General features: G+C 61.7%; 11 protein-coding genes. 3 read left to right on the forward strand and 8 right to left on the reverse strand.

The genetic code is table 11. The features are described from left to right. Positions 1-54: 54 nt before the first annotated feature. Positions 55-177 carry a helix-turn-helix domain-containing protein gene (locus tag CXX84_RS19290; protein ID WP_223253039.1) on the reverse strand — a complete coding sequence of 41 codons (123 nt, stop codon included), beginning with the start codon at positions 175-177 and terminating at the stop codon, positions 55-57. A gap of 789 nt (positions 178-966) precedes the next feature. Here CXX84_RS19290 and CXX84_RS08745 point away from each other — a divergent pair. The 3 genes from CXX84_RS08745 to CXX84_RS08755 all read left to right on the forward strand — a co-directional run bounded on the left by CXX84_RS08745 (position 967) and on the right by CXX84_RS08755 (position 4,804). Beyond that, a complete protein-coding gene (locus CXX84_RS08745) occupies positions 967-1,254 on the forward strand; it encodes a hypothetical protein (protein ID WP_102976327.1) in 288 nt (95 codons plus the stop codon). Positions 1,255-1,373: 119 nt separating this feature from the next. Continuing rightward, a complete protein-coding gene (locus CXX84_RS08750) occupies positions 1,374-2,132 on the forward strand; it encodes an SDR family NAD(P)-dependent oxidoreductase (RefSeq protein ID WP_102976328.1) in 759 nt (252 codons plus the stop codon). 731 nt (positions 2,133-2,863) lie between these two features. Further along, a complete protein-coding gene (locus CXX84_RS08755; protein ID WP_102976329.1) occupies positions 2,864-4,804 on the forward strand; it encodes a BCCT family transporter in 1,941 nt (646 codons plus the stop codon). Between the two features lie 400 nt (positions 4,805-5,204). Here CXX84_RS08755 and CXX84_RS08760 read toward each other — a convergent pair whose 3' ends face one another. From CXX84_RS08760 to CXX84_RS08790, 7 genes are all read right to left on the reverse strand, one after another. Then, complete coding sequence (locus CXX84_RS08760) at positions 5,205-7,796, reverse strand: calcineurin-like phosphoesterase C-terminal domain-containing protein (RefSeq protein WP_189337543.1); 2,592 nt, start codon at positions 7,794-7,796, stop codon at positions 5,205-5,207. Positions 7,797-8,398: 602 nt separating this feature from the next. Next, the gene (locus CXX84_RS19545; protein WP_102976331.1) at positions 8,399-8,578 is read right to left on the reverse strand and encodes an Abi family protein; all 180 of its coding nucleotides are present in this window, start codon (positions 8,576-8,578) and stop codon (positions 8,399-8,401) included. Positions 8,579-8,680: 102 nt separating this feature from the next. Then, entirely contained in the window at positions 8,681-9,361 is a 681-nt protein-coding gene (locus tag CXX84_RS08770; protein ID WP_102976332.1) for a GntR family transcriptional regulator, read from the reverse strand. 140 nt (positions 9,362-9,501) lie between these two features. Beyond that, positions 9,502-11,007, reverse strand: coding sequence for a tripartite tricarboxylate transporter permease (locus CXX84_RS08775; RefSeq protein ID WP_102976333.1), 1,506 nt, complete (start codon positions 11,005-11,007; stop codon positions 9,502-9,504). Beyond that, positions 11,007-11,567 carry a tripartite tricarboxylate transporter TctB family protein gene (locus CXX84_RS08780; RefSeq protein WP_102976334.1) on the reverse strand — a complete coding sequence of 187 codons (561 nt, stop codon included), beginning with the start codon at positions 11,565-11,567 and terminating at the stop codon, positions 11,007-11,009. The genes CXX84_RS08775 and CXX84_RS08780 overlap by 1 nt, the downstream gene beginning before the upstream one ends. Continuing rightward, a complete protein-coding gene (locus tag CXX84_RS08785) occupies positions 11,557-11,943 on the reverse strand; it encodes a universal stress protein (protein WP_102976335.1) in 387 nt (128 codons plus the stop codon). The genes CXX84_RS08780 and CXX84_RS08785 overlap by 11 nt, the downstream gene beginning before the upstream one ends. 31 nt (positions 11,944-11,974) lie before the next feature. Next, positions 11,975-12,991, reverse strand: a complete 1,017-nt coding sequence (locus CXX84_RS08790) for a tripartite tricarboxylate transporter substrate binding protein (RefSeq protein WP_102976336.1) — start codon at positions 12,989-12,991, stop codon at positions 11,975-11,977. Positions 12,992-13,091 lie beyond the last annotated feature (100 nt).

The following is a 13,091-nucleotide window of genomic DNA, read 5'->3' on the forward strand; positions in this document are numbered from 1 at the left end:
CCATGCCTGACAGGCGGACTGTACGGAACCGGGAAGGCGTACAGCCTTGCCGCTCTAGGTCTTGGCCATCTCCAGCAACTGCTCCATAGACGGATACTTCCAGAGCACGTACTGAACCGGAACTCCGACGCGTTCGGCCACGGCCGTGTGGGTCAAACCATGTTTGCCGGCGTTCATTTCCCTTACGCATTGAGCCAAAGCCGCGGTCCGACGCTCGTCGCGCTCCCTGATGACTTCAGCGGGTTGCCTGCGGGGCTTCTGCTTCTGCCTCTGACGCCAGTGGGGCACAGTCATTCCTCCTTGTCGGGAAAAGGTTTCTCGCTCGTCCCCGTAAGGTGCATTCGGCCGCCATCAGGTACTACGTGGTGAGAGCAGGGAACGTGCTTGTCCCCTTCGGGTATCGACAATCCCCCCCCGTGATGCAGGGTATTGAAAAAGTAGCGTAGTAGTAATAAATTGAACGCCACGTTCACCCGATGAACGTTCTCATTGTGGCTGCCCTCACGTTTATATGCAAGGCGCTCCCGTACACTCACCCACCAATCGAACGGACCGAGATGACGTATATCCACTCACAAATCACCACTCCACGCCGCTCACGCCAATTGCCCGCACCCGTCCCGGATTGGTCAAAATTGTCCCGGGGGGATCTTGTTAAGGTCTTCTGCAGGGACGGGGGCACCCTGCTGGGGCATATCGACATGATTGCCCTTGATCGCAGCGTCTTCTGGATTATCCAGAACGACGGCAATGGCCGCGTCCTGGTCTGCGGCGCTGATATGCCCCATGTTGTCGCCGCGTCCTGAGCGGACGCTGAGGGCGAAACGTCCCAACGTTTTCGCCATTGCACAACCGGCATGTGATGTGCCACACTAGTTCTACGTTCATCAATCGAACGTCACGTTCAACATTACCTCCTTAGGGGCATCGTCGTCCCGAAGCTGGCAGCAAGGAAGGAAAGTAAAATTGTCTATCTCGATCGGCCACCGCACCATTTTCACCGCTTTTGGTCACCGCAACTCTGCCGTCGTCCGTAAACACGCTCCATCTATGCCGGCGCTGTCGCCTGCAGTCCCGGCGGACATTGCTGCCCCCGCCGACGCGGACGTCTCCCGCGAAGCAGGAGAGCTGAAGTGCTCACCGTGGGAAGGTCTGTACCTGGAGCAGGCGCGCCCTGTTGAAATACGCGGCACCGAGACTGCTTTGGACCGTCAGCTGGATTCGTTCCTCGCAAACCTGATGTACGGCGAATAGGCCATGGGCGAGGTTCCCTATGCTGGAATTGCCCGCAGCGACGATATTGTCGCTGCGGCTGCCGACGACTGTGACGCCAGCAGTTGCTTCTTCTGCACCGGCCCGGAAACCGACTAACAATGCAGCTGCTGGGTAAAAGGGCCCTCGTAACCGGAGGCGGCGAGGGGATCGGCAGGGGTATCGTAGGTCGTTTCCTCGAAGAAGGCGCCCTCGTGGCCGTGGTTCAGCGACGGCCGCTCGCTTCGGAAATGCAAGGCCATTCCTCCGTTTTTGGCATCCAAGCAGACTTGACGGACACAAAGGGCCTTCCCGTAGTCGTCGATCATGTGGTCCACCGGCTTGGTGGAGTCGACATCCTCGTCAACAACGCGGGCGTCATGTTCGAACGCAGCGTCGCCGGGATCACCCCCGACGAATGGGATCGCATGATTGCCCTAAATCTGCGGACGCCGCTATTCCTGACACAGGCCCTGCTGCCTCAGTTTCGGAAGGCCGGCGGCGGAAGCATCATCAACATTGGTTCCATCGAAGGAATTGCTGCCAATCCCCAGCACGCGGCCTACGCCGCATCAAAAGCGGGCATCCACGGGATGACCAGAGCCATCGCCCTCGATCTCGGCGCTGACAATATTCGATGCAACGCCATCGCTCCGGGCTGGATCCACTCAGAACTCAGCGAAACCTACCTCGCCTCCCAGCCGACGCCGGCAGAGGCTCGCGACGCTCTAAAAAGGCTGCACCCAGTGGGCCGCGTTGGCGAGCCCCGTGACGTGGGCGACCTCGCCGTTTTCCTGGCCGGCGACAACGCGGGTTTTCTGACCGGGGAGGTCATCACGCTCGACGGCGGCAGGACCGCCAGGCTGCCGCTGCCGTTCTAAAGGGGCCTGCCCGGTTGGAGCAGCGCCCTGGTGGGACCCTTCAGGGCCGTCGGGAGGTTAATGCCCCGCCGATCCAGGTCCTGCAATCCAACCCTTCACGAAGTGTTCAAAAACTGAACGTAACGTTCGAATAAAATTCGTATACCCCTTGTGGTTTCGGGGTGAGCTGCGCCACAATTAATGAAGTTCAAGAAATGAACATCGTGTTCAACTATCGGGGTTATGAATGATGAATCCCACCTACTTCAAAAAGCCTCCGGAACCTCTGGTTCCCTCGTCAGCGTCGAGGAGTCATCATGAGCACCGCACTTCGAATTCTTAGCACAGCGTTTCTCCCTGCACCCGGCCGAAGGGCCCTTGCACAGGGGACGTCCGTGCCACCCTTTGCCCCCGCGCCGTTTACCACGCCCCCGTCTGAGTCCTGGAGCAGCGCACCTTGGGCCGGCCTTTACGAAACCTCCACAGCCTAATGTTCGTTCCGGAGGATCTGTCGGTGCCGGAATCCGGCTCTCATGCCTGATCAAGGCCGGTGCCACGCCTTGGATGCCCGGTGAGGGCATCCAGACATAGTCCCCCAAACTGACTTGTTTCACTACACCGGAGTCAGGCCCTGACCAACCTGAAGCTTCCCAGAGCGTGGAGCGCTGATTGGCAGAGAACTCTCCAACAGTGCCTTCAAACCCCCGCTTGAAAACCCCTAAAGATCCCGAACTTCCCCGAGAGAGGCTCCCATGAGCAGCAAACATTCCGCACCGGACTCGTCGGACGACCAGGTGGTAACGGCGCCACCCGTAGATGACACCGCACTCCTGCACCGCACCGAGTCCGAAGAGGTAAAAATCCTTGAAGACCTAAAAGACGGCGTCGCCGAACGACGCGGCGCACTCAGGGAGCACGCCCGGGGAGTCGATAAGACGATCATTGTGGTGACCGGCGCCCTTGTTGTTGCGTTCCTCATATGGGGCTTCACCGACACCGATGGCCTGGCTGCCGCGTCGACACTGGCGTTGAACTGGGTTTTGGGGACCTCGGGATGGGTTTTCGTTCTCCTGTCCTCGGTCTTTGTCGTGTACGTCCTCTGGCTGGCGATTGGCCGGTTCGGCAACATCCCGCTGGGCAAGGACGGCGAAGGGCCCGAGTTCCGGACCGCATCCTGGATCTCCATGATGTTCGCCTGCGGCATGGGCATAGGCCTGATGTTCTACGGCGTCGCTGAACCCCTTTACCACTACATCTCACCGCCTCCCAGCACCGTGGACGGCCAGACAGTCGAAGCCGTCGAAACCGCGATGGCCACCTCGGTGTTCCACTGGACCCTGCACCCGTGGGCCATGTACGCCGTCGTCGGCATCGCCATCGCCTACAGCACTTTCCGGCTAGGCCGCAAAAACCTGCTCTCCGAAGCGTTCGTCTCCCTCTTCGGCCGCAAAGCAGTCGACGGTATCGGCGGCAAGATCATCAACATCCTCGCCATCTTCGCCACCCTCTTCGGCTCAGCCGCATCCCTGGGCCTCGGAGCGCTGCAGATCGGCAGCGGCCTGCAGTTCAACGGCGTCGTCGGAGAAGTCGCCACACCCCTGCTCGTCATCATCATCGCCGTGCTCACGTTCTGCTTCGTAGCCTCCGCCGTCTCGGGACTGGAAAAGGGCATCCAGTTCCTCTCCAACACCAACATGGTGCTCGCCGTCGTGCTGGCCGTCATCATCTTCGTTGTCGGCCCCACCCTGTTCATCCTGAACCTCATCCCTTCGGCACTGGGTTCCTACATCCAACAGCTGCCCGAGATGGCAGCCCGCACCGAAGCCACCGGCGATGAAACCATGCGCTCCTGGCTCTCGAGCTGGACAGTGTTCTACTGGGTCTGGTGGATGTCCTGGACACCGTTCGTAGGCATGTTCATCGCCCGCATCAGCCGCGGACGCACCATACGCCAGTTCGTTACCGGCGTGCTCTTCGTCCCGTCCCTGGTCTCCCTGCTCTGGTTCGCCGTGTTCGGCGGCACCGCCATCCACCAGCAACGTGCCGCTGACGCCACACCCGAGGCCGGCGACGGGATCGCCACCATCGTCGATGGTGCCCCAACCATCTCCTTCGACGGCGCACTCTTCGCGATGCTGAACGGCCTGGGCACGCCCCAATGGCTTACCATCGGCCTGGCCGTGCTCGCCATGGTCCTCACCGCGATCTTCTTCGTCACCGGCGCCGACTCAGCCTCCATCGTCATGGGCTCCCTCAGCTCCCGCGGCACCCTGAAACCCTCCAAACCCGTCGTCGTCTTCTGGGGAACCCTCATGGGAACCGTCGCAATCGTGATGCTCCTTGCCGGCGGAGACACACCAGCCGAAGCACTCAGCGGACTCCAACGCATGACCATCGTGGCAGCAGCACCATTCGTCATCGTCCTGCTCGTCCTCTGCATCGCCCTCACCCGCGACCTGCGCCGTGACCCCATTTGGCTCCGCCAACGACTCTCCGAATCAGTTATGCGACGCACCGTCCGCGCAGCCGTCGAAGAACACGGGCACCAAAAGTTCATCCTCGCGACCAAAGAATCAACAGCACCACCCACGGGACAGATGCATGCGGTGGACGCCACCGCAGCAGGAACACCCATCTACACAAGCAACAACGGACACCGACCAGAAGCCAAATACGACGGTCAGAAGATCTAGCCGGCCAGCCTTTTTCCAACGTGTTGCGCGCTAACGCGCACACCTGAAACCGAAGTCTCGGCTGGTTCCCCGCCAGCCGAGACTTCGACAATTGCAATTTGTTCTGTTGCAATACCAGCCAAAAGAACCTGATAAGAAAACTACTTCTCGCCATGTCGCGAAGGCCGATAACGGATATTCCGTCAACCTGTTCAGAATCAGGTGAGCCCATCTCTGGCCGCCCTGCCAAACCTGCGACTACTCGAAAGGCCCATGTCTGGGTTCGGGGTTATCCACGGCTGGAATTGGGAGCCGTCGAGGTTTGTCCGCCAGCAGCAGTAGCGGTGGGTAACCTTCGAGAATCGTTCCCGGTGGGGCGAGGCTCTGCTTCGTGAGGGCCGACGTCGTACTCGAAGAAAAGTTACTCGGTGACCTCGAAAGTGAAGGTCTCAGTAAATTCCTCTCCGTGGACGTCGGAGGCGGTAACGGTGGCGGTGTGCTGGCCGATGGCCAGGACGGCCGGCAGGTTCACGCGCCACAGGTGGGAGGTGCGGTCATGGAGGCCGCCGCCATGCACCAGTTGCTCAAGGCTGGCGATAGGGTCGGTGTACTCGGCGCCGATCCGCGGCACATCATCGGCGGTCATCGACTGGGTGCGTGTGGCCTCGACGGGCTGGCCGCCGTCGATGGATGCCTTCACGGTGGAGCCGGTGGCACCCATCCAGAAGTTAGTGGTCAGCCAAGTCTGGCCGAGCTCGCCTTGGGTCACGGCGTTCGGGTTCTGCGGGGCCGGAGCTGTGCCGCGCCGCTCCTTGTACGTGTCGTACCAGGTCCGGTAGGTGGGGGAGTTGATGCCCAAGGCCATCTGGTCGGCACCGTCGTCACCGGTGGCGGTGAAACGTTCGCGGATTTCCGTGTTCTTAATATCCAAGGTCAGCACTCCGGGAGGGGTGCCGTCACGCTGCACCGAGGTGGGGTAGCCCTCCTTAAGGGTGCGTCCCTCGTACCACTGGCCGGATACTGCCGGGACGGTCAGATGGGTGAACGGCAGTCCGTCGTGGCCGAGTGTGTCGGTCCAGCCCGCCATCAGATCGCCCTTGCGCAGGTTTTCGGCCATGTGGGTGTGCCCGGCCAGGGAGACCACTTCACGGCCTTCAAGAATCTTGTAGATCTCCTTCAATGGCTCGGTGGAGTGGGTGTCGCTGTAGAAGAACTCGAGCAGGGGGCTGTGGGCGCCCAGAACAATGACCCGGTCCTCGGGGACAGCCGCGATGTCGGCGCGGAGCCACTCCAGCTGCTGATCACTGAGGCCCGAGTCGTATTTGTTGCCCGACGTGCCGGGATACACGATGTTGCTCAGTGCGACGACGTGGGCTTTGCCGGTGTCGTAGGAGTAGTACTCCGGGCCGAACTGGGAGCGGAAGGTGTCGAACTCGTGCTCACCGTCGAGAGCGTCGAAGTCCAGGTCGTGGTTGCCGGGCAGGAAGCGGGCCGGGCCGTTGAGCATGGAGGTCAGATTGCGGGTCTGCGAGTAGAGGGACAGGTCATTGCCCACGATGTCGCCAAGGAACAGGGCACCACATCCCGCGTAGTCGGTGCGGCCGGCGAGGTCGGCGAAGACACCGTTACGCGCGAATCTGACTTCTTCCTGATCGTAGGTTTGAACGTCCGCACCGAGCACGCAGTGCTGTTCCGGAGACAGGGTCAGGCCACTCTTGGCCAAGGGGAAGTTCACCTGGTCAGGCAGGGCCCCGGTAGGGGCGATGCCACCGTACTTCAGAGCAGGGGAGCCTGCGGGCAGGTGGTTATAGAAGAACTGTGCGACGTTGTCCTCGTCCACCGGCACCTGGTAGCCGCGCGGCTGTGTCACGAAGACGGTCATATTATCGAATGCCGGCAGTTCGTAGCGGCCCTGCCCGTCCGAGGTAACGACATCGCGGCCGTTGGAAACCGTCGCCCCGGGCAGGCCCGGCTCACCGGAATCCTGGGTCGAGTTCCTGTTCCTGTCATGGAACACGGTCCCGTTGAGAACCTGCTGGTTCGCCTCGGCAGCTTTGACGACTTCGACGCCGCCCCGGTAGGCGGAGGCGGCCCAGCTTGATTCTGCCGGTGCACTGTCGCCACCTTCGACGTTAACGCGTCGAACTTCAGTTTTGACTCTGTTGGTTCCGTCCGAGACGGTGAAGTAGTACTCGTACCAGAGCTTGTCTGCCGGGTCGAACACGTCGAGGATGTGTTCGTAGCGGTCGTCCTGTCCGGCCTTCAGATAATGGGTCTGAAATTCGGGTTCAAGGTCGCTACGCAGGTTCAGGGTGACCGTGCGAACCTGCTGGTCGTCGGTGGCAGTCGCTTCGAATGAGAAGTCTGCCGCGGGGTTGATGCTGGGCGCCGTTGCATCCGTCGCCGACGGTTCCACCGAGTCGACGGGAAGCACCATGAGACCTGCCGGAACCTGGTTCGGCGTGACGCTTCCGGGCGAAGCCGCAGCTATCCCGGTCAGGGTCTGTCGAGAGATGTCCTCTGGGTTGACCGTGTACTGGATGCCCTGATTGGCGGAGGTGTTGTCGGCGCCTTCAAGGTTGTAGTAGGCGCGGTTCAGGCCGAAGCCGGTGTTCGTAGCGATCTCCAGTCCGCGTGGCGACCCGTTGGCCATGCCCCCGGTGAAAACCTCGACCAGGTTCTCACCCATGACCAGGGAGGAACCGAACTTGGCGTTGAAGTCAGCGTCGGTCAATGAATCGTTCTGGCCGTTCTTGATCCAGAAGACCAAGGTCTTGCCTGCTGCAATGGAAACGTCACGAGGCACGGACGGCCAGTCCACCACGTTGGAGTTGGTCAGATCCGCGCGCGGGTAGAGGTAGCGGAGGGTGTAATCACTGAAATCGACTGATTCGGAAGAAGCGTTGTACACCTCGATGAACTCGAAACCGTCGGCAGTGCCCACGTTGGACGTGTCCGGCGTGACTTCGGTGATCTGCAACGGCGCAGTGATCAGGGCCGGGTCGGGTTGCATAGCAGGGACTGGAGCGGCGGTGGCAGCAGGGCTAATCATGGCGCAGGTGGCCAGCAAAGCCAGAGCACCGGCGGTTATACCTAAGGGCCGGGACAACCGGTTCGTCGGAAGAAAAGGGGATGGATACACGAAATGAACCTCTTATGGAGTGATGTATTGCCCCGTCGCGGGGGCGAGACCACTGCCAACTTTTGCCAAACCAAATGAACGGAAGCCGAAGGAAAAACAACGTGAGCGCTACACGTTTCTTTCGTAGCTGCTCCGGATTCAGGAAAAACCACGAAAAGACGGCAGGAAACAGCCCTTCTACGGGCACTCCCCGCCCAATCTAAAGTGCCGATAAAAGAGATTCCGTCAACCTAGGAGCGCCGGAGTGCCGAGCTTAATACACGAGGTTGACCAATCAGGTTCCAGATTCAGAACTAGGGCTTCCAGAGGTTCAAGTCGGACCAATAGCCTCTGATGTGCTTTGGGCGTGACCGTGAAGCCCGGCTCAAGCAAGTGCGCCAGGAGCTCCCCGGCTGTGTCATGTTCGCGAAGTGAGGGGCCTTTTGAACGCGCGGTTAAAAAGACGCGAGCCATGGGCAGACGTGTTTCCAGCATCATACGCAGCACAGCACCAAAGCGGCTGGGATGGGAGAATCCAAACATGCGGGCGACCGAGCGCGCACCGGGGTCTGCATGAGCTCGTAGAGGAACAGCAGGTTTCCGAAGCTCAGCACGTCAGTGACAGCCCAAATGGGCACATCTTGTTCCGGGTACTTCAACAGGTGGTGCTTGATAGACGAACACGGCGCGCGCCGGTCCGCCGACGATGGCTACCCAGATGTAGCTGCTCCACTAAAGGATGTCCCGATGAACACAGTCTCAGCGAGGAGACCTGGTCAGCGCCCCTCTTGACGTCCTTCGAGGACCTCGATTGCCCGCCGGCCCAGACTGCCGAGGACGTGCCGATGCATGGTTTCGCGGGCATGGTCGGCTTGACCGGCGATAACAGCTTCAGCAATTAGAACGTGTTCCTGCTGCACCCGGGCATGGTCTTTTGCCGAGTCCTGTTGATTTTGCAGTCCGATGTGGCGGTACTGGTCTGCCTTGTCCCAAAGGCCTTCCAGGATCCCGATGAGGAGAGGGTTGTGGGACGCCGTGTAGATGGCACGGTGGAAGTTGCGGTGCGCTGTCATCGCGTCCAGATCGCTGGACTCATTCAGCGGGGTCAGCTGCTTGAGTGTTACTTCAATAGCCGAAATGTCTTCGGGTGTCCGGCTTGTGGCGGCCAGTGCCGCAGCCAGGGGGTCCAGGTTTTCCCTGATGACGTAGAGGTTGCGGGCCTCATCCGGGCTGAGCGGGGTGACTCTTGCGTCCCTGTGGGAGTCCAGTTGCACCATGCCTTCGGCAGCGAGCCGGCGGAGGGCTTCGCGCAGGGGCGTGGTGCTTACTCCGAGTTCCTGGGCGAGCGATGTCTGGCTGAAGACTGCGCCAGGCTGGATCTGCCCGGTGAGTATGCGGCGGCGCAGTTCGTCGTAGGCGTAGGCGCTCTTGGTCAGCGCTATGGGAGGGATCGGCACGGGTACTCCTTACGCCCTTTCTGCTTTATAGGCTGTCGGCTACATTACTCCCAGCACACGCCTGGTTTGGACCTTGCACAGCCTGGGGTGGAGGCGCCATCCCGCGCTCCACCCCAAACTGGCCAGGCAATGGGTAGCTGCTAGACGTCCTGACGGGCGCGGGTGGTGATCCGCCGCCACAGTGTGTAGGCGAGCACGACGGCGAGTATTCCGTAGAGCGTCCAGGTGACCGGGCTGTCGACCAGGACGGAGACCTGGCCGCCGCTGGACATCATGGCGTTGCGGAGGCTGGTCTCGGCCAGGGGGCCCAGGACGACACCGATCATGATGGGAGCCAGCGGGAAGCCATACCTGCGCAGGACGAAGCCAAGGATCCCGATGGCCAACACGATGAAGAGGTCGGCGACCGCGGCGCTGGTGGCATAGACGCCAAGCCCGCAGAACACTGTGATGCCGGCGTAGAGGTAGTGCTTGGGGATGAGCAGCAGTTTGGCCCAGAGCGGCGCGAACGGCAGGTTGAGGATCAGCAGGACCACCAGGCCGATGAAGAGGCTGGCGAGCAGGGCCCACACCAGGTCGGCGTTGCGTTCGAACAGGAGCGGTCCCGGCTGCAGCCCGTACTGCTGGAAGGCTGCGAGCATGATCGCGGCGGTGGCTGAGGTGGGCAGGCCGAGGGCGAGGAGGGCGCCCATAGCGGTACCGGAGGTGGCGTTTCCCGCGGCCTCGGGTGCGGCGACGCCCCGGATTGCGCCCTTGCCGAACTGCGGATCGCGGCGCTTGCGGTCCAGCTGGCGCTCCGTTCCGTAGGCCATGAAGGTCGGCACTTCTGCGCCGCCTACGGGAATTACGCCAAAGGGGACACCGAAGGCAGTACCCCGGAGCCACGCCGGCAGTGCCTCCCGGAATTCCCGCTTTGAGAGGTAGGGGCGGCCGGAGACTGCGATGGCCGAGAGCTTCGGATCGCGGTGGATGCGGGAAGCAACATGGAAGACCTCACCCAGGGCCAGGATGCCCACGGTGATGACGATGATGCTGATTCCGTCAAAAAGTTGGGGCACGTCCGCGGTGAAGCGGGACGCTCCTGAGATGCCATCGATTCCCACAATGGCCAGGGCCAGGCCGATGGCGAGAGCGGACAATCCCTTGATAACTGAATCCGATACCACGGAGGCGGTGGCGATGAACGCGAAGACGGCCAGCGCAAAGTATTCGGCCGGTCCGAACATCACGGCAATGTCGGCAAGCTTGGGGGCAAAGAACACCACCAGCGTGGTGGCGATGAGGCCGCCGATGAACGCTCCAATGGCGGAGGTGGCCAGTGCCTGCGGTGCCCGCCCGAGCTTTGCCATCCGGTGGCCCTCAAAGGTGGTGGCGATCGCTGTTGAACCGCCCGGGGTGTTCATGAGGATACCCATGGTGGAGTCGCCGAAGAGCCCGCCGAAGTAGACACCGGCGAACATGATGAAGGCGCCCACCGGGTCAAGGCTGAAGGTCACCGGAAGCAGGAGCGCCACTGCCATGGAGGAACCGAGGCCGGGGATCACGCCGACGGCGGTGCCGAGGAATGCGCCGACGAATACCCAGAGCAGGTTCATGGGGGTGAAGGCCTGTGAGAAGCCTTCCAGGAGAAGGGTTAGGGATTCCATCAGCCGTAGATACCTTCCAGGATGCCGCCGGGCAGGTTGAGGCCCAGGCCGGCGCCGAACGCGACCTGGATGCAGGAGGCGAAGACCAGGGACAGGCCAAGGTCGAACAGCGGGCGCTTGCTTCCCAGCGCCCGGGATACACCCCAGAACAGCATCGCCGCGGAGATGAGCCAGCCCACCGGGACGAGCAGCAGGGCAAACGCAAGGAACGATCCAAAGACGAGCCCAAGCGACTTCCAGTCAGTATGGAAGCGGTGTTCGGCGGCTGCTTCAACAACATGCTCGGGCTTCCGCAGGGTCTGCACCACCAGCAGTACCGCGAGGACGAAAATGGCAATGACGATCAGGGTGGGGAAGAAGGTGGGACCTGGAGCTTTGGCGCCTTCCGGCACGTCCATGGCCAGGATCCCTGCAGTGAGGTAGGTTCCGATCGCAGCCAGGATGCCTGCAACCACCAGGCCGCTGCGGCCGGCCCAGAATCCGTGTTTCCTGCCCGCGTGCTGGTCAACCGGGTGAATTTCCTCTGCTGTTTCTGCGCTGTTGCCTGCGTCAGTGATCATCGGAGTCCGCCTTCACGGTCAGGACAGGAACCGTTGAGCCAAGGATGATGCTCTGTGCGTCCGAACCCAGGATGACTTTGCTGACGCGCGAGCGGTTGCGGACGCCTACTACCAGGAGGGCGGCGCCGGTTTCCATCGCAGTGTCCAGTAATTCTTCGGCCGCATGGCGTCCCTGCGGGTTCCGGGGCAGGAGTGTGGCGCCGGCTTCGACGGCGTCATGCAGGGCGGTGTCAACGGCAGCGCCGGTGCCACTTTCGAGGATCTCCCCGAGCGGGAAGATGGCAAGGGGCTTTCCGGTGACTTCGGCCGCCTGCAGGCCGTGCCGGAGGGCGGCGTTGCCCTCGGCGGTTTTTGTGTATCCAACCAGGATTGTCATGTCTTCTCCAGTGATGTGTTTGAGGGGGAGGTCAGTAGCCGAGTTCGTTCCAGATCTTGTTCACGGCCTCGCTCTCGTCGGCGATGAACTGTTCGAATTCCTCTCCGGCGAGGAACCTGTCGGTCCACTGGTTGCGCTCTATGGCGTCTTTCCATTCGGGGGTCTGCACCACTTCGGTGACGATGTCCTGCAGTTCCTGCTTTTGCTCAGGCGTGATGCCGGGGGCGGCCACAATTCCGCGCCAGTTGGTCAGGTCGATGTCGTAGCCGAGTTCTTTCAGCGTGGGCACATCGATCGACTCCACGGGTTCGGGTGCCGAGACGGCCAGGGCCTTGAGGCGCCCGGCTTCGATCTGGTCCGAGAAGTCCACGTAGCCGCTCACTGAGGCTTTGATGGTGCCGGACATGAGCGAGGTCGCCAGTTCGCCGCCGCCGGAGTAAGCGATGTAGTTAACCGCGGTGGGTTCGATGCCGGCGGCCTGGGCGAGCTGGGTAATAATCATCTGGTCAACGCTGCCGAGCGAACCGCCGCCGAAAGCGAAGGAGCCAGGGTCCTGCTTCCAGGCCGATACCAGGTCATTCACGGTGTTGAACGGTGAATCGGCGGGAACCACCAGAACGTCGTAGTCCTCCGTGATCCTGGCGATGGGCGTGACATCCTCCAAGGTGGTGTCCGAGCCGTTGATGTTGATCGCACCCAGCATGGTGATGCCCATGAGCATCAGAGTGCTGCTCTCACCTTCCATGCCCGCGAACTTCGTCAGGCCGATGGTTCCTCCGGCGCCCGGGATGTTCACTACCTGGGCGTTATTGACGATGCCCTGCGCGCGCATCGCCTGCTGGGCCTCGCGGGCTGCTCCGTCCCAGCCGCCTCCCGCGCCGGCCGGCGCGATCAGGGTGAGCCGGTTCCGGGCGTCGTCCCCGGAGCCGCTCGCGGACGCGTTTACGGAGGCGAGAGCGACGGCGGTGATGCCAAGGATTGCGAACGCGGCACGAGCCGCCTGTCTAATGCGGGAGGTTTTCTTAGCAGACGTCGGATGGGGCTCCATCGCCCTTCCTTCCTATTGGGGAGTGCTCTGGCGCTTGGGATGTGATGAGCGCCACCGCTGTAGCTTATAAGCTATGATCTATATGTGTCCACTCACTGGG

The organism is Arthrobacter sp. AFG7.2, from assembly GCF_002892835.1.
Classification (GTDB): domain Bacteria; phylum Actinomycetota; class Actinomycetes; order Actinomycetales; family Micrococcaceae; genus Arthrobacter.

Bases quoted from the DNA above. Each gene is read 5' to 3' on its own strand.
- CXX84_RS19290 (WP_223253039.1), bottom strand. From the start codon at position 177: ATGAACGCCGGCAAACATGGTTTGACCCACACGGCCGTGGCCGAACGC.
- CXX84_RS08750 (WP_102976328.1), top strand. From the start codon at position 1,374: ATGCAGCTGCTGGGTAAAAGGGCCCTCGTAACCGGAGGCGGCGAGGGG.
- CXX84_RS08755 (WP_102976329.1), top strand. From the start codon at position 2,864: ATGAGCAGCAAACATTCCGCACCGGACTCGTCGGACGACCAGGTGGTA.
- CXX84_RS08760 (WP_189337543.1), bottom strand. From the start codon at position 7,796: ATGCAACCCGACCCGGCCCTGATCACTGCGCCGTTGCAGATCACCGAA.
- CXX84_RS08775 (WP_102976333.1), bottom strand. From the start codon at position 11,007: ATGGAATCCCTAACCCTTCTCCTGGAAGGCTTCTCACAGGCCTTCACC.
- CXX84_RS08780 (WP_102976334.1), bottom strand. From the start codon at position 11,567: ATGATCACTGACGCAGGCAACAGCGCAGAAACAGCAGAGGAAATTCAC.
- CXX84_RS08785 (WP_102976335.1), bottom strand. From the start codon at position 11,943: ATGACAATCCTGGTTGGATACACAAAAACCGCCGAGGGCAACGCCGCC.
- CXX84_RS08790 (WP_102976336.1), bottom strand. From the start codon at position 12,991: ATGGAGCCCCATCCGACGTCTGCTAAGAAAACCTCCCGCATTAGACAG.